The sequence below is a fragment of the Herbaspirillum rhizosphaerae genome (genome assembly GCF_001189965.1).
Lineage (GTDB): Bacteria > Pseudomonadota > Gammaproteobacteria > Burkholderiales > Burkholderiaceae_D > Herbaspirillum > Herbaspirillum rhizosphaerae.
The window spans coordinates 87,380-108,894 of record NZ_LFLU01000010.1; the positions used below are offsets into that span (position 1 = coordinate 87,380).

Below are 21,515 nucleotides of genomic sequence, written 5' to 3' on the forward strand. Positions count from 1 at the left end.
CTGCCGGGGTCAGGCCTTGGCTTTTGGACGTGCCGGACGCTTGGCGGCGGCCGCCTTCTTCGACGCAACGGCGCTTTTCGGCATGGCGACCTTGACCGTGGTGCCGACTGCTTTCTTGGCCGGGGCCTTGCGCTTGACGGCAGTACCGGTGCCGGCGGCAGCCTTGTTCTTGGCGGCGCTGAGGGTGGTCGAGGCGCGCGGTGCGCGCGTGGTCTTCGGCGCCGGCTTGGCGTCGGTGGTGACCGAAGTGGCGCGCGGCTTGCGTGCCGGCTTCTTCGGTGCTTCGTCGTCGTCGATGGCCTGGCTGGCTTCAACCGCTTCGGCTTGCTCGCGGGTGCGGCGGATCTTGGTCGGCTTTTCGTCTTCGGCGGCCTTCTTGGCGGCGGCGGTGGAGGCCACGCGCTTGGCGGCGCCCATCTTCACTTCCTTGTCGCCCCAGATTTCTTCCAGGCGGTAGTAGGCGCGGATGGCCGGCTGCATGATGTGGACGATCATGTCGCCCAAGTCGACCAGCACCCATTCGCCGGTGTCTTCGCCTTCGACGCTGACGACGTGGCCGCCCTTGGCCTTGACCTTGTCGCGCACCGATGCGGCCAATGCCTTGGTCTGACGGTTCGAGGTACCGGAGGCGATCGCCACGCGGTCGAACAGGCTGGTCAGGTGAGTGGTGTCATAGATCTTGATGTCCTGAGCTTTGACGTCTTCCAGCGCGTCCACGACGGCTGTTTGCAGTTTTTTGATATCCATTAGTTTTGATAGAGATGATGTTGTTCGATATAGTCTAGCACCCTCGCCGGGATCAGCGACTCCGGTCTTTCGCCGCGTTGCAGCAAGGAACGGATTTCGGTCGACGAAATGTCGACGTCGAGACTGGATGCCAGATAGGCTTTGCCGTGCGAGGTGGTGCGTATTTCCTTTTCAGTGCCGGCACGGCGTGTGAATTCCTGCATGACAACGTCCGGCACCTGCGCGGCGTCGATGCCGAAGCCGGGGCGCGAAGCCGCGCACAGGTGGGCATAGTCGAACAGCTGTTGCCAGCCTTGCCAGGTGTCCAGATGCTGCAATTGGTCTGCGCCCATCAGGAAAACGATGGAGACCTCGGGACCGAGCTCGGCCCGCAAGGCCTGCAAGGTATCGATGGTGTAAGTTGCCGTGGTGCGGCGGATTTCCTGTTGGTCAATCACCACAGGCACGTGTTCATGGCCGAACGCCAGTTCGACCATTTCTACGCGTTGCGCCGGCGTGGCCTGCAGGCCATGCTTTTGCCACGGGTTGCCCGCCGGAATCACGCGCAACTCGTCCGGCTGCAGCAGTTCGACGAAATGATCGCCCAGCGCGACATGGCCGTTATGGACCGGATCGAAGCTGCCGCCCAGGATGGCGATGCAGCGCGAGGCTGGTACAGGCAAAGAGGCGGCCACCACTAGATCCATTCCTTATGCGGCAGGAAATCGGTATACAGCTGCGCCTCCGGGCTGCCGTCTTCGGGCTGCCAGTTGTAGCGCCACTTCACCACCGGCGGCATCGACATCAGGATCGACTCGGTGCGTCCGCCCGATTGCAGGCCGAACAGCGTGCCGCGGTCGAACACCAGGTTGAACTCGACATAGCGTCCGCGACGATAAGCCTGGAAGTCGCGTTCGCGCTCGCCGTAAGGCGTGTCCTTGCGCTGTTGCAGGATCGGCAGGTAAGCATCGAGGAAACGGTCGCCGACGCTGCGGATCAGGGCGAAACTGTCGTCAAACGGCAGCGCGTTGAAATCGTCGAAAAAAATCCCGCCGACGCCGCGCGCTTCCTTGCGGTGCTTCAGATAAAAATAGTCGTCGCACCATGTCTTGAAGCGCGGATGCAGTTCGTCGCCGAACGGCGCCAGCGCATCGCGGCAACTGCGGTGGAAATGGCTCGCATCTTCGGCGAAGCCATAGTAGGGCGTCAGGTCCATGCCGCCGCCGAACCACCAGACCGGCTCCTGGCCGTCCGCCTTGGCGACGAAGAAGCGCACGTTCATGTGCACCGTCGGCGCGTAAGGATTGCGCGGATGCAGCACCAGCGATACGCCCATGGCTTCCCACTCGCGGCCGGCGATTTCCGGACGGTTGGCGGCAGCCGAGGGCGGCAGGTTCTTGCCCATCACGTGAGAAAAACCCACACCGCCGCGCTCCAGCACATCGCCTTCTTCGATGATGCGCGAGGTCCCGCCGCCGCCTTCAGGGCGTTCCCATGAATCGGTCAGAAAGGATTTGCCGTCCACGTCTTCCAACGCCGCGACGATGCGGTGTTGAAGATCTTGCAAATAGGCTTTAACGGTAGAAGGTGCGTTGGCGGATGATGTCACGGCGCGTCGATCGGAAGGGGGCGTGGTGGCAGCCGCTAAGGCGCTCTTTGGTGCACGCAAGAAAAATTACCCCCGCGATTGTACCCTGACAGGGGCTTCAGCGGGTAGTCCGGAGCCGTTTTGACGGCTCCGGAACAGGCTTTAGAGAGGGATTTGAGACAGATAGAGACAAAAGCGCGCGGTTCAGGCCTGTGGGGCAGGCTTGTCTGCATCGGGTTTGGCGCCCGGCGCGGCCGCCGGATCTGCGGAGGGATTGGCGATGCTGACCTGATATGTTGCCGGCGCCGGCCAGCCGGCCTCGGCGCAAGTCTGGGCGATAGCCTGGTTGGTGTCGTTGTAGACCTGGCCGAAATTCGGCGTTGCCGCAAACAGGCGCACCGCCAATAGCGTGCCCATGGCGTTGAACTCCTGGATCACCACCGCAATGGCAGGGGTGGTCAGCACATTGGGAATGTGCGAGACCTTCTCGGTCAGGCGCGCAATCGCGGCGGCCGGATCGACGCCGTAGGCGATCTGGCAACGCAGATCGATGCGGCGGGTGGGCTGGACGTTGTAGTTGGTGATGATGTCCGAGAACAGCTTGTTGTTGCCGATGATCACGCGCAGGTTGTTGTCGGTCAGCATGGTCGTGGTCACCAGGCCGATGTCGGTCACGGTGCCGGTCTGCCCGGCTGCGGTGATGTAGTCGCCGACCTTGAACGGGCGCAGCACCACCAGAAAGATGCCGGCCGCGAAGTTCGACAGCAGGCCGGACCAGGCCACGCCCAGCGCCACGCCGACCGCGCCGATCATGGCGGCAAACGAAGTGGTCGGGATGCCGCAGACTTCCAGGATGCCCATCACCAGCAGCACGCGCAGGATCACGTGGATGGCCGACACGGCGTAATTGATCAGCGTCGCCTCGAACTGGCGCGCCGTCAGCACGCGCCGCACGACCTTGGCGAAGGTGGCGATCAGCATGCCGCCGACGATCCAGATGACCAGCGCGGCGAGGACCTTGAGGCCGAACGGCACCAGGTAGAGGTTGATCAGGGTGTCCAGATTGAGCAGATGTTGTTGCATGCGTGTTCCTTTCTTGTATTCGCTGCGCAGATAGGGTGGCGGGTATCGTGATGGGCGGTGTTATCCACGTCATTCATCGGGATTAGTTCTCCCGTTGCGTTTTTTGTTGCAGATTTGATGCGATTTTATGCAAAACAGGCGAATACAAAGAAAAAACCTCGCAAAACATAAGATTTTGCGAGGTTTCCATCGATTCCGCGTTTTGCGCAGGGATCAGCGCTTGATCGCGCGCCAGCCGATGTCGCGGCGCAGTTGCGCGCCTTCGAAGTGGATCAGGTCCGCCGCGGCATACGCCTGCTTCTGTGCGACCTTGACGCTGTCGCCCAGGCCCACGACGCACAGCACGCGGCCGCCCGAGGTGGTCAGCTTGTCGCCGGTGAGTGTGGTGCCGGCGTGGAAAGTAACGCAGTCATCGGTCTCTGCAGGGATATCGGTGATCAGGTCGCCCTTGCGCGGCGCGTCCGGATAACCGGCGGCTGCCATCACCACGCCCAGCGCGGTGCGGCGGTCCCATTCCAGTTCGATGGTGTCCAGCGTGCCTTGCACCGCGTGTTCCATCACGGCCAGCAGGTCGGTCTTCAGGCGCGCCATGATCGGCTGGGTTTCGGGGTCGCCCATGCGGCAGTTGAATTCCAGCGTCTTCGGATTGCCCTTGTCGTCGATCATCAGGCCGGCGTACAGGAAGCCGGAGAACGGGATGCCGTCCTTGGCCATGCCCTGCACGGTCGGCACGATGATTTCGCGCATCACGCGGGCGTGCAGCGCCGGCGTCACGATCGGCGCCGGGGAGTAGGCGCCCATGCCGCCGGTGTTCGGACCCTGGTCGTTGTCTTGCAGGCGCTTGTGGTCCTGGCTGGTGGCCAGCGGCAGGATGTTCTTGCCGTCGACCATGACGATGAAGCTGGCTTCTTCGCCGGCCAGGAATTCTTCAATCACCACGCGCGCGCCGGCGTCGCCGAGCTTGTTGTCCGACAGCATCATGTCGACTGCGCCGTGCGCTTCTTCCAGCGTCAGCGCGACGACCACGCCTTTGCCGGCGGCCAGGCCGTCAGCCTTGATCACGATAGGCGCACCCTTTTGGTCGACATAGTCGTGCGCTGCCTTGACGTCGGAGAAGGTCTGATATTCAGCCGTCGGGATTGCATGGCGCTTCATGAAGGACTTGGAGAAATCCTTCGAGCTTTCCAGTTGTGCGGCTTCCTTGGTGGGGCCGAAAATCTTCAGGCCGCGGGCGCGGAACAGGTTGACGATGCCGGCGGCCAGCGGCACTTCCGGGCCGACCACGGTCAGCGCGACGTGTTCTTTTTCGACGAAATCGGCGAGTTCGTTGAGATCGGTGATCGCGACGTTTTCCAGGCGCTCGTCGAGCGCGGTGCCGCCATTGCCCGGTGCAACGTAGACGGTTTGGATGCGTGGGGATTGGGCGATTTTCCAGGCCAGTGCGTGTTCACGACCGCCGGAGCCAACAACGAGAATTTTCATGGGATAGGCTGATTAAGTTGAATTGGCCGGCTTATTCTTCAATCACGGCGTTGCTGTAAATTTCTTGCACGTCGTCGAGGTTTTCCAAAGCATCCAGCAGTTTTTGCATCTTGACGGCGTCGTCGCCGGTGAAGACGGTTTCGGTTGCGGGCTTCATGATGATTTCGGCCATTTCGGCCTTGAAGCCGGCTTTTTCCATCGCGGCCTTGACGACGGCGAAGTCGTGCGGCGGCGTCAACACTTCGATGCCGCCTTCTTCGTCGGTGATGACGTCATCGGCGCCGGCTTCGAGCGCGGCCTCCATGACCGCGTCTTCGCTCACGCCCGGCGCGTACATCAGCTGGCCGCAGTGCTTGAACATGAACGACACCGAACCTTCGGTGCCCATGTTGCCGCCGAACTTGGAAAACGCGTGGCGCACTTCGGCCACGGTGCGGATGCGGTTGTCGGTCATGCAATCGACGATGATGGCCGCGCCGTTGATGCCGTAGCCTTCATAGCGGACTTCTTCGTAGTTGACGCCGTCCAGGGTGCCGGTGCCGCGCTGGATGGCGCGCGTGACGTTGTCCTTGGGCATGTTGGCGTCGGCCGCCTTGTCGACGGCCAGGCGCAGACGCGGATTGGCGTCCGGTTCGCCGCCGCCCATGCGGGCTGCAACGGTGATTTCCTTGATCAGGCGCGTCCAGATCTTGCCGCGCTTTTCGTCCTGACGGCCCTTGCGATGCTGAATATTGGCCCATTTGCTGTGTCCAGCCATGATGAATCTTTCCTGCCTTGATGAAACGCGCTCCAACCGGATCGTCGCGAAGTCTGCTGAATTTTCCCGAATTTTCAGTGGATATCGGAGATTGACGAAAGGCGTTCTAGTTATAATCGACCGGGAATTTTACCATATCGTCCGACCCCAAAGCCGACCTCCGGCCATCCTCTTTATTGGCGTTCTTATTACATTCCTATCATGATCAATCCACTTCTCGTCGCCCGCAATCAGACCCAGGAACTGGCCTTGCTGCCCAATCTGGTCAATCGCCACGGCTGCATCACCGGCGCCACCGGCACCGGCAAGACCGTGACCCTGCAAGTGGTGGCGCAGGCGCTGTCGGACATCGGCGTGCCGGTGTTCATGGCCGACGTCAAAGGCGATCTGTCGGGCTTGTCCAAGGCCGGCGTGCTGACGGCCAAGGGCAAGGAACGCCTGAGCTCGCTCGGCATGAGCGAGCCGGCGTGGGAGGCGCTGCCGGTGACGTTCTGGGACGTGTTCGGCGAAAAGGGCCATCCGGTGCGCGCCACGGTGTCCGACATGGGACCGCTGATGCTGTCGCGCATGCTGAACCTGAACGACACGCAGGAAGGCGTGCTGCAACTCGTGTTCAAGATCGCCGATGACAACGGCTTGTTGCTGCTCGACACCAAAGACCTGCGCGCCATGCTGCAGCACGTCGGCGACAACGCCGCCACCTTCAAGACTGAATACGGCAACATCTCGGCCGCCAGCATCGGCGCCATCCAGCGCGGCCTGATCGGCATCGAGGAGCAGGGCGGCGACAAGTTCTTCGGCGAGCCCATGCTCAATATCGAAGACTGGATGCAGACCGACGCCAAGGGCAAGGGCGTGATCAACATTCTCGCCGCCGACAAGCTGCTCAACGCGCCGCGTTTGTATTCGACCTTCCTGCTGTGGATGCTGTCCGAACTGTTCGAGCATCTGCCGGAAGTCGGCGACCTCGACAAGCCCAAGCTGGTGTTCTTCTTCGATGAGGCGCATCTGCTGTTCGATGAAGCGCCCAAGCCGCTGCTGCAAAAGATCGAGCAAGTGGTGCGCCTGATCCGCTCCAAGGGCGTCGGCGTCTTCTTCGTCACGCAAAATCCGCTGGATATTCCCGACACCGTGCTGGGCCAGCTCGGCAACCGCGTGCAGCATGCCTTGCGCGCCTACACGCCGCGCGACCAGAAGGCCGTGCAGGCAGCGGCTGAAACCTTCCGCGCCAATCCGCAACTCAATACCGCGACTGCGATTACCGAACTCGGCGTCGGCGAAGCGCTGGTGTCCTTCCTCGACGAGAAGGGCCGTCCGAACGTGGTCGAGCGCGCCTACGTCATGATGCCGGGTTCGCAGATCGGTCCTATCACCGACGACGAGCGCAAGGCCTTCATCGCCTCGTCCGTGGTCGCGGGCGTCTACGAAAAAGTCGTCGACCGCGAGTCCGCCTACGAAAAACTCAAGGGCCGCGCCGCCCAGCAGCCGGGCACTGCGACTGCTTCCGGCGCGCCTGCCAACACGACCGTGCCGGCCGAACCGGAATCTTCCGGCGGCGGTTTGGGTGATTTGCTGAAAGACGCTGCCGGCGGATTTTTCGGCAACAGCGCCGGAGGCAAGAGCCACCGCGAGTCGCCCGTGGAAGCCATGGTCAAATCTGCAGCGCGCAGCATCGGCTCGCAGGTCGGCCGTGAAATCATTCGCGGCGTGCTCGGGTCCCTGCTCAAGAAGCGTTGATCGATCCGCCGATGGCAGTTTCCGAGGACCAATCCTCATCGTCGCTGAACGCCTCTGAAGTACTGGGGCGCTTTCGCCCGCGCCTGACGCTGCACACGCTCACGCGCGGCGACGGCGTGTTCGGCCTGCGTCCGGGCGGACTGTTCGGGCCGCGCGGCGGTAATGTGACGGTTGCGCAGATCGACTGGACGTATCAGGCCGGCGAGCATCTGCGCTGGGAAACGGCCGCGCAAACCAGCCTCATGGACCGGAGCGTCGCCGCGACGCAAACCTTGTTCGATGGCAAAGGACGGCAAATCGTCATGCGCCGCAACCTGCACGCCGAGGCCGATGCGCTCGAAGCGATCCAGGCGGCGGGATTGTTGCCGCTGCCGCCAGACGCTTTGCAATGGCGCGCCGACGACATGGCGACCTTGCACGATCCCTTGTGGTCGCTCCTGCTGGAAAATAATTTCGGCGATTTCTGGGCCGATCAGGTGCCGCAATTGCAGGAGCAGGGCTGGACCATCGTCGTGCGTCCCGGCTTCGCGCACGAGAGCGTGCCGGTCGACGCCTGGCGTCTGATCGTCAGTCCCGAGTCCGGCGCCGTGCTGGGCAAGGAAGTCGCCAGCCGGTTGCTGCAAGGGCGTCACAAAGTCATCGGCGACTTCGGTGAGGTCGGCCCCGGTCGCGCCGCCTGGTGGCTGCTGACCATGGGCATTGAGATCGAAGGACAATCGTTCGACCTCGCGCCGATGCTGGCCGACCTGTTGCGTCGCGATGCGCGCTGGACCGACGTGCAAAAGATCGCCGCCATCGACGACATCTCCGTCATCTCGCTGCGCGCGCCCGGCGGCAAACGTGTCGATGCGCTGGCGGCGCCGCTCAAGGTCATCGTCTCGTCCATGCTCGACCTGCTGACCGATCCGCGCCGCAAGGAAGGCCCGCTGCGCATTTCCGCCTGGGATGCCGGCCGTCTCGAAGACATGTGCCTGCGCCTGGGCGACAGCGACGCCGCACGCAGTGGCGTGCTGACCATGCAAAACGACGCCGGCCTGCGTGCGCTGGCGCAACGCCTGCGCGCTGCCGGCGAGCCGCCTCCGGTGGCTGCGCCGCAAGGACTTGGCGTCACGCTGCGTCCGTATCAGCTGCACGGCGTCGCCTGGCTGCAATATCTGCGCGAGCACAATCTGGCCGGCATCCTGGCCGACGACATGGGGCTGGGCAAGACGGCGCAGATGCTGGCGCACATCCTCATCGAACATCAGGCGGGGCGGCTCGACTGTCCCGCGCTGGTGGTGTTGCCGACCTCGCTGGTATTCAACTGGCAGGCGGAAGCCAGGCGCATGGCGCCGGCCTTGCGCGTGCTGGCTTTGCAAGGTCCGGAGCGGGAAGAGGATTTCGCGCGCATGGCCGACTACGACATCGTGCTCACCACTTATCCGCTGGTGTGGCGCGACCTCGACATGCTGGCGCGGCAACCGTTCCATCTGCTGATCCTCGACGAAGCGCAGACCGTCAAGAATGCATCGGCGCGCGCCGCCAGCGCGGTGCGCCGTTTGCAGGCACGGCATCGCATCTGCATGACCGGCACGCCGATGGAAAACCATCTGGGCGAGCTGTGGACGCAATTCAATTTCCTTATGCCGGGATTCCTCGGCGACGCCACCACGTTCGCGCGGCTGTGGCGCAAGCCCATCGAAGAAAACGGCGAGACCTTGCGCGCACAATTGCTGGCGCAACGTGTGCGTCCCTTCATCCTGCGTCGCCGCAAGGAAAACGTCGCCGCCGAATTGCCGGCCAAAACCGTCGCCGTCAAACTGCTGCGGCTGGCAGGAGCGCAACGCGACCTCTACGAAAGCGTACGCGTGGCCGCCGACAAGCAAGTGCGCCGCGTGCTGGAGCGCAAGGGTTTCACCGGTTCGCACGTGACGATCATGGATGCCTTGCTCAAGCTGCGCCAGGTATGTTGCGATCCGCTGTTACTTAAGGGAGACAAAGCGCCAAAGAACATCGAACGCGCCAAGATAGAAATGCTGCGCGACATGCTGCCCTCGCTGGCGGCGGAAGGCCGGCGCGTGCTGGTGTTTTCGCAGTTCACCGAGATGCTGGCGCTGATCGAAACCGAACTCGACGCCTTGCAGCTCGACTGGCTGTCGCTGACCGGCAAGACGCCGCCGGCGCAGCGCGGCGAGGTGGTGGCGCGCTTCCAGAGCAAGAGCGTGCCGATTCTGCTGATCAGCCTCAAGGCCGGCGGCATCGGCCTCAACCTGACCGCGGCCGACACCGTCATCCTGGTCGATCCCTGGTGGAATCCCGCCGTGGAAGAGCAGGCCATCGCGCGCGCGCATCGCATCGGGCAAGACCAGACCGTGCTGGTCTACAAACTGATCGTCGAAGGCAGCATCGAAGAGCGCATCATGGAGCTGCAGGAACGCAAGTCGGTGCTGGCCGAAGGCGTGCTGGGCAGCGATGCGGAGCTCGCGCCCAAATTCGACGCCGCCGAACTCAATGCGCTGATGGCGCCGCTGAGCGCGTCCATCCGGACGGCTTGAATCCGGCAGCGACGGCACTTCGGCGCTTCGGGCCGGGAGCGTTTACAATCATGCGATGTCTTCCGCCACACTTTCCCCCGCTATTTCCAAACGCCAGGCTTATCTCGGCGGTTTGCTGCTCGCCGTCGTCGGCGCCATTTTCTTCTCGGCCAAGGCGATCGTCGCCAAGCTGATGTACCGCTATCACGTCGATGCGGTGATGGTGATCAGCCTGCGCATGATGTTTTCTTTCCCGATGTTCGCCGTCGTGGCGGTCTGGCAGGCGCGCCATTCGCCGCCGCTGGCCGGACGCGATTACGCCAAGATCGTCTTCCTCGGCCTGATCGGCTACTACCTGTCGAGCTTCCTCGATTTCCTCGGCCTGCAATACATCTCGGCCGGGCTGGAGCGGCTGATCCTGTTTCTCACGCCGTCGTTCGTGCTGCTGATTTCCTTCACGTTCTACAAGCGCAAGGTCGGCCTGGTGGAATGGGCCGCGCTGCTGGTGTCCTACCTCGGTACGGCGCTGGTGCTGCAACATGACATCAACACCGGCGGCAGCAACGTGGTGCTGGGCAGCGTGCTGGTGCTGGGCGCGGCGATTTCGTATGCGCTTTATCTGATCTTCTCCGGCGAGCTGGTGCGCCGCGTCGGCGCGATGCGCCTGGTGGCCTATGCCATGTGCGTGTCGTCGGTGGCGTGTATTGCGCAGTTTTTCATCTTGCGTCCGGTCGGCGCGCTGGTGCAGCCGGTTGAGGTGTATCAGTTGTCGGCGTTCAACGCCGTGTTTTGCACCGTGCTGCCGGTATTCCTGACCATGATCGCCGTGGCGCGCATCGGTGCGCCGAGCGCTGCCCAGGCCGGGCTGGTGGGGCCGGTGTCGACGCTGTTCCTCGGCGCCATGCTGCTGGATGAGCCGATCACGGCGATCCAGCTGGTCGGTACGGCGCTGGTGTTGTCCGGGATTTATTTGTTGTCGCGCAAAAAGACTTAAGCAAGTTTTCTTCAATCGCCATTCAGGAGACCGAAATGACAAAAGCAATCAGAATGTTCAAGACCGGCGGACCGGAAGTCATGGAATACGTCGACGTTGAGGTCGGCGATCCCGGTCCCGGCGAAGTCCGCATCCGCCACGCCGCCGTCGGCCTGAATTTCATCGACGTCTATTTCCGCATCGGCCTGTATCCGCAGCCGCTCCCGAGCGGCCTCGGCCAGGAAGGCGCAGGCACCATCGAGGCCGTCGGCGCCGGCGTCACCGACTTCAAGGCCGGCGACCGCGTCGCCTATGCCGGCCGCCCCAACGGCGCTTACGCCGAAGCGCGCGTGATGCCTGCCGATATCCTGGTCAAGCTGCCGGATTCGATCAGCTTCGACACCGCCGCCGCGATGATGCTGCAAGGCATGACCGTGCAATACCTGCTGCGCCAGACCTATCCGCTCAAGGGCGGCGAAACCATCCTGCTGCACGCCGCCGCCGGCGGTATCGGCCTGATCGCCTGCCAATGGGCAAAGGCGCTGGGCGTGACCGTGATCGGCACCGTCAGCACCGACGAAAAGGCTGCGCTGGCAACTGCTGCAGGGTGCACCCACGTGATCAATTACAAGACCGAGAACTTCGTTGAGCGCGTCAAGGAACTGACCGGCGGCAAAGGCGTGCCGGTGGTCTATGACTCAATCGGCAAGGACACCTTCCTCGGTTCGCTCGACTGCCTGTCGCCGCGCGGCATGATGGTCAGCTTCGGCAGCGCCTCCGGTCCGGTGTCGCCGTTCGGCGTGAGCGAACTGGCGTCACGCGGTTCGCTGTTTTTGACGCGTCCTTCGCTGGGCAATTATGTCGCCACGCGCGAAGCGCTCAACGCCACGGCCGGCGACCTGTTCGCCATGGTCGAGAGCAAGAAGGTCTGCATCGACATCAACCAGCGTTATGCGCTGAAAGACGTCGGCCAGGCGCATGCCGATCTGGAAGGCCGCAAGACCACCGGTTCCACCATCCTGATTCCCTGAGGACCGATCTTGGCTAACTCCGATCCGGGCAAGAGCCCGATGAATCACCCCGACGAGCAGCCGTCCGGCACCGACGGCTCGCCCAGGTTCGGGCGGCTGCTGATCGTGCTGATCCTGGCGGTATTGATGATTGTGGCGATTACCTTCGGCAGCGAAGCGTACTTCTCTTAGCGCTGCGGTCGCGTAGCCCCCTCGATAGCTTTTCACGCACCCCGGCCTGTCGCAAGATACGCCGGGGTTTGTGTTTTATTTGTGTTGTATAGATGGCAAAAAATGTAACGTTGCTTGCCGATCTATTTGTGTTGTCGATAATGCAATATCTTGCTCTTGATTATTACGATTTTTTATTCGTTTTAAGTGAGAATTTATGTCGACAATACCTTTGTTCAGGGACAAATATTCTCTCTTGAGCGCCTTGTTTGCCGCCCTGCTCTGGTTTGCCGCCGGCAAGGTCCACGCCGAGATCGGTGTCAGCGAAGCCAGGGTTCTGTTGGGGCAGTCGGCACCTCTTTCCGGGCCTTCCGGAGAGTTGGGCAGACTTTTCAATCGCGGCGCCAGCGCTTATTTTTCCAAGGTCAATGCCGATGGCGGCGTGCACGGCCGTTATATCGAACTCATTGCGAGGGACGATCAGTACGAACCTGAACGGACTGTCAAGAACACCGAGCAACTGATCCGCAAAGATGCAGTGTTCGCACTGTTTGGCTATGTCGGCACGCCGACGGCGCGCGCCGCCTTGCCGTTGGTTAACCAGGCCGGGATTCCGTTTTTTGCGCCGGTGTCGGGCGCGCAGTTCCTGCGCGAACCCTTCAACGCGCTGGTCTTCAACATTCGCGCCAGCTATGAGGTTGAAGTAGGCTACATGCTCAAGCAACTGATCAGCAGCGGTAAAAAGCAAGTTGCAGTGCTGTATCAGAATGATGAGTTCGGCTGGTCGACATTGGAAATATTGCAGCGCAAGCTGGCTGAAAAAAATATCCAGTTGATTGTCAGTGCCTCCGTAGAACGCAATAGTCAGGAAGTCGCCGGCGCCATCGGCAGAATCGCGCCTCATCAGCCCGATGCAATTATCGTGGTCAGCAGCTATGTTTCTTCGGCTGCATTTATCAAAGCCATGCGCAAGGGCGGCTATCGCGGAATTTTTTACAATCTTTCCTTTGTCGGAGCGACCTCGCTACTGGCGTCATTACAGGGTGAAGGGGCCGGCAATGTCATCACCCAGGTCGTGCCTTTCCCTTGGTCAAAGCGTGTTCCGATTGTGTACGAATACCAAAAGGTTTATGGAGAACAGCATGGAGGGAAATTCGATTTCTCCAGTCTCGAAGGCTTCATTGCTGCCAAGATTTTGGTGGAAGGCTTGAAACGGACCGGCAGATTGCTTACGCGAGAGCGTTTTATGCAGGCGCTGGAATCGATCAGTACCAAGAACTATGACGCCGGCGGCTTTGATATTCGTTTTGAGCCGGGCAACCATAACGGTTCCAGTTATGTGGACGTTACCGGTATTGCCTACGGCTCAAAGCTCATCAACTGAACTCCAGGAACTCATTTCGTCAATAGGCGTGAGCTGCGTGCTAGGGGACAGTTCCGACAGGCGAGGCGGGCGTCGGCGCGGGTGCAGGTGTCGGCGTTTTGGCCGTCTTGTCCAGCTTCAGCACCACATGGCGCGACACACCGCTGGGGCCGGGGAATTCCGCAAACGCGCTGCGCACCATGTAAGGCATCGCCATCGGCAAGGTGGCTTCGCGGCCTTCGCTGTCGACGGTCACTTCATACAGTTTCTGATCGCCGGCTGCGCGCGCAATGGTCACATGCAAACGCCGCTGGAATACCGGGAAGGCAGTGGTCTGCATCGGCGGTCCCCAGAACGGATCGTAGAACGGTCCCGGTCCCCATGGCCCGAAGCCGCGTCCGCGCCAGCCCGGATAGCCGGGACCGTACCAGAAGGGGTCATACATCGGTTGCGTCACGACGATGGTGCCCGATTGCATGCCGTAGGCGAACGACACCTTCAACGCTGCCGGTGCCGAAGCCGGGGCATCGGTAAAGCCCAGGCGCAGCAATTCGGCGCGGATCAGTTGTTCGTAGTTACGGTATTCGAGGCTGCCTTCCTGTTCCTTGGCGGGCGCGAAGACGAAGGATTTGTCCTTCAGGTCCGCCGGCCAGGCGTGGAAAGCCGTGACGTCGCTGGTGATGGTGGTGGCGCATCCTGTGAGCAGGGCGCTGCCGGCGAGGAAAAGGACTCCAAGCAAGCGTTTCATGGTGAGTCTCCGGTGGTTCTGGCAGGTCATGGTGTGAGCATCGTGAAGTGAGCGGCTTCGGTGAAATGTCCGGCTACGACGCCTGGTAGCGAGTCACAACTGACTATTCTCGCCCTTTTCTGCCTATCCATACGGTTGATTGGTAAAATCCTGTTTTGTTCCTATTGCACCTAGTGCCTCCATTCCACGGGATATCCTCCATGCGCACAGAAACGCCTCCGACGATTTACCGCAAAGATTACGCTGCTCCGACCTATTTTGTCGATACTGTCGAAATGGGTTTCGACCTTGAGCCGGAACTGACCCGCGTTGCCACCCGCATCACCATGCAGCGCAACCCTGCCGCCGCCGGCAAGGACATCGAACTCTACGGCGAAGAACTGGACCTGGTCCAGCTGCGCCTCAACGGCAAGACGCTGACCGCGCGCGACTACCGCGTGCAGGGCGGCATCCTGCGCATTCCCGGCGCGCCGGCCAAGGTCACGCTGGATATCGAAACCACCACCAATCCGCAGCGCAATACCTCGCTGATGGGTTTGTACGTGTCCAACGGCAATTTTTTCACGCAGTGCGAAGCCGAAGGTTTCCGCAAGATCACCTACTTCCCGGATCGTCCCGACGTCATGGGCAAGTACACCGTCATGCTGCGCGCCGACAAGAAAAAGTACCCGGTGCTGCTGTCCAACGGCAATCTGATCGAAGAGGGCAATCTGCCCGACGGCCGTCATTACGCCAAGTGGGAAGACCCGTTCAAGAAACCGTCCTACCTGTTCGCGCTGGTGGCCGGCAAGCTGGTCTGCCAGGAAGAAAAATACAAGCTGCAATCCGGCCGCGAAGTGCTGTTGCAAGTGTGGGTGGAAGCGGGCAACCTCGACAAGACCCAGCACGCCATGGATTCGCTCAAGAACAGCATCCGCTGGGATGAAGAGCGCTTCGGGCTGGAACTGGACCTGGACCGCTTCATGATCGTCGCCGTCGGCGACTTCAACATGGGCGCGATGGAAAACAAAGGTCTTAACATTTTCAACACCAAGTTCGTGCTGGCCAATCCGCGCATCGCCACCGATGTCGATTACGCCAACATCGAAGCCGTGGTCGGCCACGAATACTTCCACAACTGGACCGGCAACCGCGTCACCTGCCGCGACTGGTTCCAGCTGTCGCTGAAGGAAGGCCTGACCGTGTTCCGCGACCAGGAGTTTTCCGCCGACATGATCGGCAGCGACAGCGGCCGCGCGGTCAAGCGCATTGACGATGTGCGCGTGCTGCGCCAGGCGCAGTTCCCGGAAGACGCCGGCCCGATGGCGCATCCTGTGCGTCCCGACTCCTTCGTCGAGATCAATAATTTCTACACCGTCACCGTCTACGAAAAAGGCGCCGAAGTGGTGCGGATGTACCAGACCCTGCTCGGCCGCGATGGCTTTCGCAAGGGCATGGACCTGTACTTCAAGCGCCACGACGGCCAGGCCGTGACCTGCGACGATTTCCGCGCCGCCATGGCCGACGCCAACAAGCGCGATCTCAAGCAGTTCGAACGCTGGTACAGCCAGTCCGGCACACCGCGCGTTGCCGCCTCCGTACGCTACGACGCCAAGGCAAAGACGCTGGAACTGACGCTGGAACAATCCTGCCCGTCCACGCCGGGACAAAAGAAAAAGCTGCCGTTCCACATTCCGGTCGCGGTCGGCCTGCTCGACAGCAAGGGCAAGGATATGGCCTTGAGCCTGTCCGGCGACAAGGCAGCCAAGCAGACGCAGACCACGCGCGTGCTGGAACTGACGCAAGCCAGACAGACTTTCAAATTCACCGATGTCGCCGAGAAACCGGTGCCGTCCATACTGCGCGGCTTCTCCGCACCGGTGGTGCTGGAATATGAATACAGCGATGCCGAGCTGGCCTTCCTGATGGCGCACGACAGCGATGCCTTCAATCGCTGGGAAGCCGGGCAGCGTCTCGCCACACGCCGCCTGCTCAACCTGACCATCGCCGTGCAGGCTGCGCGCCAATCGGGACACGTCGTCTCGGTCGAATCCGTGCTCGGCAACCTGCAGCAGGACGATGCCTTGACCAACGCGTTGCGCGCCACGCTCAACGACACTTCGCTGGACCCGGCCTTCCGCGAACTGGTGCTGACCCTGCCGTCGGAAACCATGATCGCCGAGCAGATGGAAGTCATCGATCCGCAAGCCATCCACGCCGCGCGCCAGTTCCTGCGCCGCACGCTGGCCAAGGACCTGCGCACCGATCTGCTGGCCGCTTACAAGGCCAACCAGAACAAGGGCGCCTACAGCCCCGACGCAACCGCTTCGGGCAAGCGCGCACTGAAAAACGTGGTGCTGTCCTACCTGGCCGAACTCGACGACGAGCAGGCGCACGCGCTGGCGCAACAGCAATGCGACGACGCCAACAACATGACCGACCGCCTGGCAGCACTGGCGGCGCTCACCAACAGCCGCGCCGAGGGCAAGGGCAAAGCGCTGGAAGTCTTCTACACCGAGTTCGAACAAGAAGCGCTGGTCATCGACAAGTGGTTCACGCTGCAAGCCACCGCACGCACCGCCGATGTCGACACCGTGCGCGCGCTGGCGCAGCATCCGGCCTTCACGCTGAAGAATCCGAACCGCGCACGCAGCCTGATTTTCAGTTTCTGCAACGGCAATCCATCGGCCTTCCACGCGCTCGACGGCAGCGGCTACGCCTTCTGGGCCGAGCAAGTCATCGCGCTCAACGGCAGCAACCCGCAAGTCGCGGCCCGTCTGGCGCGCAGCATGGACCGCTGGCGCAAGTATTCGCCGGCGCTGCAGGAAAAAATGCGCGCCGCGCTGCGCCAGGTGGCCGATACGCCTAACCTGTCGCGCGACGTCGCCGAAGTGATCACCAAGTCGCTGTCCAATTAAGCGTCGGTAGACTGAATAAAGAAAATTTGATTTTTAAGAGAGAGCATCATGACCAAACGCATCAGCCTGACCCAACACCTGATTGAGCAGCAACGCCTGCACAACAAGATCCCATCCGAACTGCGCCTGCTGATCGAAGTCGTCGGCCGCGCCTGCAAGAGCATCAGCCACGCCGTCGGCAAGGGCGCGCTGGGCGAGGTGCTGGGTAGCGCCGGCAGCGAAAACGTGCAGGGCGAAGTGCAGAAAAAGCTGGACGTCATCTCCAATGAAATCCTGCTCGAAGCCAACGAGTGGGGCGGCCACCTGGCCGGCATGGCGTCGGAAGAAATGGAAACCATCCACCCGATTCCCAACCGCTATCCCAAGGGCGAATACCTGCTGATGTTCGATCCGCTGGACGGCTCCAGCAACATCGACGTCAACGTCTCCATCGGCACCATCTTCTCCGTGCTGAAGGCGCCGGAAGGCATGACCACGCCGTCGGAACAAGACTTCCTGCAACCCGGCACCAGGCAAGTCGCCGCCGGCTACGCCGTCTACGGCCCGCAAACCGTACTGGTGCTGACCACCGGCGACGGCGTGCACTGCTTCACGCTGGACCGCGAAATGGGCGCCTGGGTGCTCACGCAGCGCGACATGCAGATTCCGGAAGACACCAAGGAATTCGCCATCAATGCCTCCAACGCCCGTCACTGGTATCCGCCGGTCAAGCGCTACGTCGACGAAATGCTGGCCGGCTCCACCGGTCCGCGCGGCAAGGACTTCAACATGCGCTGGATCGCTTCCATGGTCGCCGACGTGCATCGCATCCTCAACCGCGGCGGCGTCTTCATGTACCCGGCCGATGCGCGTGAACCGGACAAGCCAGGCAAGCTGCGCCTGATGTACGAAGCCAACCCGATGGCCTTCATCGTCGAACAGGCCGGTGGCGCCGCCACCAACGGCGATCAACGCATCCTCGATATCCAGCCTGAGAAGCTGCACCAGCGCGTCGCGGTATTCCTCGGGTCGAAGAACGAGGTTGAGCGCGTTACCGGTTATCACAAAGAGTAATAGCGACAGCGGCGGGAAATTTCCAGCTGCCGGAACGACAAAGGGACTTGCGATGCAAGTCCCTTTTCATTTTTTCGGCGAGTTTTTAGCGCCGCCGCATCAGTCTCACGCTGTGAATCGCCGTAAAGCCGACCGACATCCAGATCGGAATATAAGTCCACAACTGCGCCGCGCTCAGCGTCTCATCCAGCAGGATGATCGCCACCACCACCAGCAACACCGGCTCGACATAGCCGAGAATTCCGAACAGACCCATCGGCAGCAAGCGGCTCGCGCGCAGGAAACAATCCAGCGCCGCCGTGCTCAACAGCCCCAGGCCCGGCAACAGCAGTAGATACATGTCAGGACGTTGCCACACCGCTGACAGATTCGGACTGATCGCCAGCGTGTACAGCGCCACCGGCGTCAATAGCGCGATCTCCATCGTGAAGATCACCATCGAGTCGAGCTTCAGGCGGCGCCGCAGCATGAAGTAAGGTGGATAGCCCAGCGCCACCAGCACCGTCGGCCATGAAAACGCCCGCGTCATCCACAGCTCATGCAACACGCCTGCGACCGCGCACGCCACTGCAATGCGCTGCCACACATCCAGCCGCTCGCCGTAATAAAACCGCCCGATCAGCACCATCGCCAGCGGCAGCAGGAAATATCCCAGCGACACATCCAGCGCCCGCCCATTCAGCGGCGCCCACAAGAACAGCCACAGCTGCACCCCCAGCATCGCCGTCATCGCCACAAACAGCAGCGCCTGCAACGGCGCGCGCAGCAATGCAAGAACGGCATCACGCAACTGCGCGCCATGCTTGCGCCAACCGATCAGCACGAACGCCAGCGGCAGCGTCCACACGATGCGCCAGGCAAAAATATCGAGGCCGTTGAGCGGCGTCAGCCAACTGGTATAGGCAGAGAGCAGGGCGAACAGCGTCGACGCGATGACCGACAAGGCGATGCCGCGCGCCGTTTCAGGGTGGTTCATGCAGAAAATGAATTGGAGTTGGATATTGCGGCACCAACGTGGTGCGAGCGCGATTGTAGCCTAGTGGAGTGGTGGCGCAGGGACCTTATGTCGAGAAAGCATGGAGAGGGCTGCAGAAGCGATTTTTGCGAAGCAGGAATTTTCGCTAGAATATTGTTCGCGCTGATGTAGCTCAGTTGGCAGAGCAACTGATTCGTAATCAGTAGGTCGGAGGTTCGATTCCTCTCATCAGCACCATGAGTGGTAAGCACGGCGCAAGCGTCTTCAGGTCGTAACAAGACACTTCGGTGGCAATGCCGTTCAGTGAAAGCTGAACGGCATTTTTCTTTGCGCGCGTAAGCAGTGGGCGAGGTTGGCAAGCTGCGAGCCTGCGTCCCATGCTGCAATGTATTTCCCGGGCAAGCCGGCAACTTCCCAACAGTTTTGAACTTCATTCTCCTCCATCGGTTTTATTCGCGTTATAGTGCAGAAACAATACGGCAAAATATTAAATAAAATTCGCTGGGAGACCGCGCATGCCTATGTTGATTCGATGTGTCTTGTTCCTTGCGCTAGTCCCGCTGGTGGCGTTGTCGCAAGAAAAAGAATGCCGGAAAGTGGTCGTCTCGGCTGATTCCGACTACGCGCCGCTGCAATGGTACGACGGCAAACATCTGACCGGCGCCAGTATCGAAATCGTGACGACCGCCTTGAGCGCGCTCAGCATCCCCTACGAAGTTCGCTATGTGGGGCCGTTCCACCGCGTATTGAAAAGCGCACAGGACGGCGAGATCGACATGATCGCGTCGCTCAAGGACACCCCCGAAAGACGCGAGTATCTGGCCTACACAAGCGTGGCCTTATTTTCCAATCCCATTGCCGTATTTGTCGCCAGGGACAAAAAAATCAGCTATTCGGGATGGCAGGATCTGATCGGGAAAAGGGGCGGGGTCACGCTTGGCAATCAGTTTGGAAACGGCTTCGATGAGTTCCTGCAAAACAATTTGCAGGTGCAGGCTGAGCAAAAAACCTACATGAATTTCAAGAAGCTCGAACTGCGTCGCATCGATTACCTGATCACCGGGTACTACAGCGGATTGGCCTACCTCGCCACATCCGGACAAAACGACAGGTTCGTTGCCTTAAAGCCGTATGTCTCGGAATCAGACAATTTCATCGCCCTCACGAAATCCAGTCCCTGTATCAAACACCTGAAGGCATTGAATCTGCAATTGGACACTATGCGCCATGAAGGCAAACTGAAGCTGATCCTGGACAAGCACATGGCGCTGCTGGCGCAGCGGACCAGGCAATAATAAATACCTTTGCTTTGCCGGGAAAGGCTGGAACTCATTTCATAAATTCTCTCGCGTGCAGATGCATTGGCAGAGTGCACCGCAATCTTGGGCGGCAGGAAGCCGCGTGTCGCAACAGCCTCTTCGATCCATAAAAATGACGTCGTAACCGGTACCTCGCTCGTCATTGCCAAGATCATGATTGCGACCGCATCCGGTTGATTGCCGCCTGATGCAAATATTGCAAACCAATCAAACCAGGGCTTCCTTGTTTCGCTGTTTCATGTAGCGTGCCGGAGTCGTCCCGAGCGCCTTGCGGAACATGGTAACGAAGCTGCCGGTTCCTTCATAGCCTAGCCTTTCGGCGACCTGTTGCACGGAACTCCCGCTGCCCAGCCAGGTAACCGCCAGCATCACTTGCAGCTGCCGGCGCCAGCGGCCGAAGCTCATCCCGGTCTGCTGCGCAAGCAGGCGCGCCAGCGTGCGTTCGCTCAATCCCACCCGTCGGGCCCATGTCTGCAGCGTGCCAGGGGCGGCTGGGTCCTTCATCAGCATATCTGCGATCTGGCGCAGCCTCTTGTCGGAGGGCATCGGTAAGTGCAGGCTGCCAATCTCCGCCATGGCGAGCTCTTCCATCATCAGATCGGTCAAGTGCGTTTCCAATCCTCCTTCCGGATAAAGCAGTTCAAAGCCGGCGGCGCGGATCAGCAGTTCTCGCAACAGCGGAGAGGCGCTTATCGCACAGCACTGCGCAGGAAGCCGGGCGGCAGCAGCCGGTGCGACGAAGGCGATATAGCATTCAATCACGCCCGATGCCGTGACTTTGTGCTCGAGCTCGGCGGGTATCCAAAGGGCGCTATGCGGCGGCACAACCCAAAGTCCTCCCGCTACTTCACAGGTGAGAATGCCGCGCAGCGCCAGCACCAATTCACCCTTTTGATGGCGATGCGCACCCACTTCCTTGCGCTCGCGTGCGATGCGTTCCCATTCCTCGGGCGCGATGTCCGGCGGCACGCTCCCCGCCGCGCCGAAAGTGACCAGCGGACGCGGCACCAGGTCCGGGTCTATCCATGCGGGGGGATGGGCTATGTCGTTCAGCAAAGGCATCTCGGCACACTAAAAGTTTGCAACGCCACCATATTGGCATGAATTCATCATTTATTG

General features: G+C 61.1%; 18 protein-coding genes and 1 tRNA gene. 10 read left to right on the plus strand and 9 right to left on the minus strand.

What is annotated here, in order from left to right:
• Nucleotides 1-9: 9 nt before the first annotated feature.
• From rsfS to AKL25_RS14825, 6 genes are all read right to left on the minus strand, one after another.
• Nucleotides 10-747, minus strand: coding sequence for a ribosome silencing factor (gene rsfS / locus AKL25_RS14800; protein WP_050478463.1), 738 nt, complete (start codon nt 745-747; stop codon nt 10-12).
• Nucleotides 747-1,433: a nicotinate-nucleotide adenylyltransferase gene (locus AKL25_RS14805; protein WP_050478464.1), complete on the minus strand. Its 687-nt coding sequence runs from the start codon at nt 1,431-1,433 to the stop codon at nt 747-749. Before AKL25_RS14805 ends, rsfS begins: the two co-directional genes overlap by 1 nt.
• The gene (gene hemF, locus AKL25_RS14810; protein ID WP_050478465.1) at nt 1,424-2,335 is read right to left on the minus strand and encodes an oxygen-dependent coproporphyrinogen oxidase; all 912 of its coding nucleotides are present in this window, start codon (nt 2,333-2,335) and stop codon (nt 1,424-1,426) included. The genes AKL25_RS14805 and hemF overlap by 10 nt, the downstream gene beginning before the upstream one ends.
• 183 nt (nt 2,336-2,518) lie before the next feature.
• Nucleotides 2,519-3,397 (minus strand): mechanosensitive ion channel family protein, encoded by an 879-nt coding sequence (locus tag AKL25_RS14815; protein ID WP_050478466.1) that lies wholly within the window; start codon nt 3,395-3,397, stop codon nt 2,519-2,521.
• A gap of 213 nt (nt 3,398-3,610) precedes the next feature.
• Nucleotides 3,611-4,879, minus strand: a complete 1,269-nt coding sequence (gene purD / locus AKL25_RS14820; RefSeq protein WP_050478467.1) for a phosphoribosylamine--glycine ligase — start codon at nt 4,877-4,879, stop codon at nt 3,611-3,613.
• A 31-nt stretch (nt 4,880-4,910) separates the two neighbouring features.
• Entirely contained in the window at nt 4,911-5,636 is a 726-nt protein-coding gene (locus tag AKL25_RS14825) for a YebC/PmpR family DNA-binding transcriptional regulator (protein WP_007876866.1), read from the minus strand.
• 201 nt (nt 5,637-5,837) lie between these two features.
• Between AKL25_RS14825 and AKL25_RS14830 the strand changes: the two genes are divergently transcribed.
• The 6 genes from AKL25_RS14830 to AKL25_RS14850 all read left to right on the plus strand — a co-directional run bounded on the left by AKL25_RS14830 (nt 5,838) and on the right by AKL25_RS14850 (nt 13,424).
• A complete protein-coding gene (locus tag AKL25_RS14830; protein ID WP_050478468.1) occupies nt 5,838-7,373 on the plus strand; it encodes a helicase HerA-like C-terminal domain-containing protein in 1,536 nt (511 codons plus the stop codon).
• 11 nt (nt 7,374-7,384) lie between these two features.
• Nucleotides 7,385-9,907, plus strand: coding sequence for a DEAD/DEAH box helicase (locus tag AKL25_RS14835; RefSeq protein ID WP_050478552.1), 2,523 nt, complete (start codon nt 7,385-7,387; stop codon nt 9,905-9,907).
• Between the two features lie 55 nt (nt 9,908-9,962).
• A complete protein-coding gene (locus tag AKL25_RS14840) occupies nt 9,963-10,880 on the plus strand; it encodes a DMT family transporter (protein ID WP_050478469.1) in 918 nt (305 codons plus the stop codon).
• 35 nt (nt 10,881-10,915) lie between these two features.
• Nucleotides 10,916-11,890: a quinone oxidoreductase family protein gene (locus AKL25_RS14845; protein ID WP_050478470.1), complete on the plus strand. Its 975-nt coding sequence runs from the start codon at nt 10,916-10,918 to the stop codon at nt 11,888-11,890.
• Nucleotides 11,891-11,899: 9 nt separating this feature from the next.
• Nucleotides 11,900-12,061 carry a hypothetical protein gene (locus AKL25_RS24260; protein WP_157050654.1) on the plus strand — a complete coding sequence of 54 codons (162 nt, stop codon included), beginning with the start codon at nt 11,900-11,902 and terminating at the stop codon, nt 12,059-12,061.
• Nucleotides 12,062-12,257: 196 nt separating this feature from the next.
• Nucleotides 12,258-13,424: an ABC transporter substrate-binding protein gene (locus AKL25_RS14850; protein WP_083444724.1), complete on the plus strand. Its 1,167-nt coding sequence runs from the start codon at nt 12,258-12,260 to the stop codon at nt 13,422-13,424.
• A gap of 40 nt (nt 13,425-13,464) precedes the next feature.
• On the opposite strand, the gene AKL25_RS14855 is transcribed toward AKL25_RS14850, so the two are convergent.
• Nucleotides 13,465-14,151 (minus strand): DUF4136 domain-containing protein, encoded by a 687-nt coding sequence (locus AKL25_RS14855; protein ID WP_050478471.1) that lies wholly within the window; start codon nt 14,149-14,151, stop codon nt 13,465-13,467.
• Nucleotides 14,152-14,351: 200 nt separating this feature from the next.
• Here AKL25_RS14855 and pepN point away from each other — a divergent pair, with 200 nt between their 5' ends.
• The gene (gene pepN, locus AKL25_RS14860) at nt 14,352-17,048 is read left to right on the plus strand and encodes an aminopeptidase N (protein WP_050478472.1); all 2,697 of its coding nucleotides are present in this window, start codon (nt 14,352-14,354) and stop codon (nt 17,046-17,048) included.
• A 48-nt stretch (nt 17,049-17,096) separates the two neighbouring features.
• The gene (locus AKL25_RS14865) at nt 17,097-18,101 is read left to right on the plus strand and encodes a class 1 fructose-bisphosphatase (RefSeq protein WP_050478473.1); all 1,005 of its coding nucleotides are present in this window, start codon (nt 17,097-17,099) and stop codon (nt 18,099-18,101) included.
• An 85-nt stretch (nt 18,102-18,186) separates the two neighbouring features.
• On the opposite strand, the gene rarD is transcribed toward AKL25_RS14865, so the two are convergent.
• Nucleotides 18,187-19,077, minus strand: a complete 891-nt coding sequence (gene rarD / locus AKL25_RS14870; protein WP_050478474.1) for an EamA family transporter RarD — start codon at nt 19,075-19,077, stop codon at nt 18,187-18,189.
• A 161-nt stretch (nt 19,078-19,238) separates the two neighbouring features.
• Between rarD and AKL25_RS14875 the strand changes: the two genes are divergently transcribed.
• Together AKL25_RS14875 and AKL25_RS14880 are read left to right on the plus strand one after the other, a co-directional pair.
• Nucleotides 19,239-19,314, plus strand: a tRNA-Thr gene (locus AKL25_RS14875).
• 278 nt (nt 19,315-19,592) lie between these two features.
• The gene (locus AKL25_RS14880) at nt 19,593-20,372 is read left to right on the plus strand and encodes a substrate-binding periplasmic protein (protein ID WP_050478475.1); all 780 of its coding nucleotides are present in this window, start codon (nt 19,593-19,595) and stop codon (nt 20,370-20,372) included.
• A gap of 231 nt (nt 20,373-20,603) precedes the next feature.
• Here the strand turns inward: AKL25_RS14880 and AKL25_RS14885 are convergent, their stop codons facing one another.
• Nucleotides 20,604-21,458: an AraC family transcriptional regulator gene (locus AKL25_RS14885; protein ID WP_050478476.1), complete on the minus strand. Its 855-nt coding sequence runs from the start codon at nt 21,456-21,458 to the stop codon at nt 20,604-20,606.
• Nucleotides 21,459-21,515 lie beyond the last annotated feature (57 nt).